This is a genomic window from Streptomyces niveus, assembly GCF_001723055.1.
In the GTDB taxonomy this organism is placed as follows: domain Bacteria; phylum Actinomycetota; class Actinomycetes; order Streptomycetales; family Streptomycetaceae; genus Streptomyces; species Streptomyces niveus.
Window position 1 is genome coordinate 1 of record NZ_MDCR01000526.1, and the last position, 1,942, is coordinate 1,942.

At 74.8% G+C, this 1,942-nt stretch carries 2 protein-coding genes; both read right to left on the reverse strand.

Annotated elements, in window-relative coordinates; translation table 11 throughout:
* Positions 1–1,100, reverse strand: a 1,100-nt coding sequence (locus tag BHU15_RS37280) for a D-alanyl-D-alanine carboxypeptidase family protein (protein ID WP_107423002.1), incomplete at its 3' end; no start/stop codon positions are given.
* Positions 1,101–1,195: 95 nt separating this feature from the next.
* Positions 1,196–1,942 (reverse strand): hypothetical protein (locus tag BHU15_RS40695; RefSeq protein ID WP_069631120.1); only part of this gene is annotated, 747 nt, incomplete at its 5' end.

Here is a 1,942-nt window from a genome sequence, read left to right on the forward strand (position 1 = left end):
GTCGCTGGAGCCGCCCCGGCCCGCGCGACCGGCCCCTGCTTCTCCTCCTCGGCCGCCTGTCGCGGCGGGCTCGGCGGCCGGGGCGGCTCCAGCGACCCCACGGGGGTGACGGCGGGCGCGGCGGCGAATCCCCAGTCCAGCAGGGTCCTGGCCTCCTCGTACACCGCCTGCGAGGCACCGGACTGCGGATTCATCACGGTCGCCAGCAGCGTGCGGTCGCCGCGCCGGGCCGCCGCGACGAGCGTGTTCCCGGCGTTCGTCGTGTAGCCGTTCTTGACGCCGATCAGCCCCCGGTAGCGCTCGACACCGTCGGCGCCCGTCAGGAGCTTGTTCGTGTTCTGGATGCCGAACGTCGAATCGCCGCGGCCCGGGAACTGCGCGTCGACGGTCGCGCAGTGCTTCGCGAACGCCGGCAGCTTCAGCCCGGCGCGGGCGAACACCGCGAGGTCGTACGCCGACGACACCTGCCCCGGCTCGTCGTAACCGTCGGGGGAGACCACCCGGGTGTCCTTCGCGCCCAACTCCCGTGCCTTGGACTGCATCTGGGCGATCGTCGAGTCCCAGCCGCCGTTCATCCCGGCGAGGACCCGTACCGCGTCGTTGCCGGAGCTGAGGAAGACACCGCGCCACAGATCGGCGACGTCGTACGTCTGGCCGGGCGCCACGCCCACCATGCTGCTGCCGTCACCGATCCCGGTGAGGTCCGCCTCGGTGACGTCGTGCCGGGCGTCGGAGGGGATCCGGGGCAGCACGGTGACGGCGAACAGCGTCTTGAGCGTGCTGGCGGGCGGCAGCGCGCGGTGCGCGTTACGGGCCGCGAGGACCGCGCCCGTACGCGCGTCGGCGACCACCCAGGAGAGCGCGGAGACGCTCTTGGGCGGCGCGGGCGCGCCGGACGCCGCGCGCACCTGGGTGCCAGGCCGGTACAGCGGGGAGGGGTCCGCGGGCACGGCGGCGGTGGTCGTGGTGGCGGTGGCTGCGGTAGCGATGGCCGTCGGGGTGGACACCGACGCCGGGAGGAGGGTCAGCAGTCCGGCCAGCCCGGTGGTCAGGGCCACCGGGCCGGCGAACGCGGGACGCAGGAGCGATCTGATGATCATTCAGTCACCGTAGAAACGGACCCGGTCGCCCGCACGGCTGCGTGAGCCGACCGGAGGTATCACCGTCCGGCCACCGCTGCCCCGACGGTCGTCCGTCAGCGGTCGTGCGCGAGCGGGATCCCGTGGGCGCGCAGGATCGTGAGGGCCCGGACCGTGGCGTACCCACGCCACTCCACGGCCGCAGCGGGGGAGTGGGACACCCAGTCGACGGTCCAGCCGCCGTCCTCACGCTGGTCGGCGGCGAGCCGGTCCAGTTCGGCGGCGATCGCCGCCGGATCGAGGAGCGCCCGCAGCGGTCGGCCCGGCAGCGGTGAGAAGTCGAGCAGCCGCAGCGCCTCGCCCTCGGCGCCGCCGTCGACCGGCAGCGGGCTGCCGTCCCTCGGCAGGAACGCGGCGAGCCGCTCCAGCTCCGCCGGAGCCCACGGATGCGTGTCGTGGACGGTGTCGAGGAAGTCCAGCACGAACCGGAACTCGATCACATGCGGCGGCCGTACGAGGGCGGCGATCCGCTCCCGGCAGAAGGCGGTGGCCCGCGCGAGCCAGGGGTGGTCGCGTACCGCCGGGTCGTCGCGGCCCACCCGGTGCGCGGCCCCCGCGAGTTCCGACGTCATGTGGAGCGAGGAGACGTCCGGGTCGGCCGTGGCCCAGAACGGGGCGGAGCCGGCCGCGTCCGGGCCGGTCATCGGCAGCGCGAACGGCAGGCCGCCGTCGGGGCGGGTGACCGACTCCAGCCAGTCGCACAGCTGGGACGCGCGCGCGAAGACGGCGGGCCCGCACTCCTCGAACACCTCGAAGGCGAGCAGCGCCGCGACCGGCTGGCTCTGCGCGGACCGCAGGTCGGG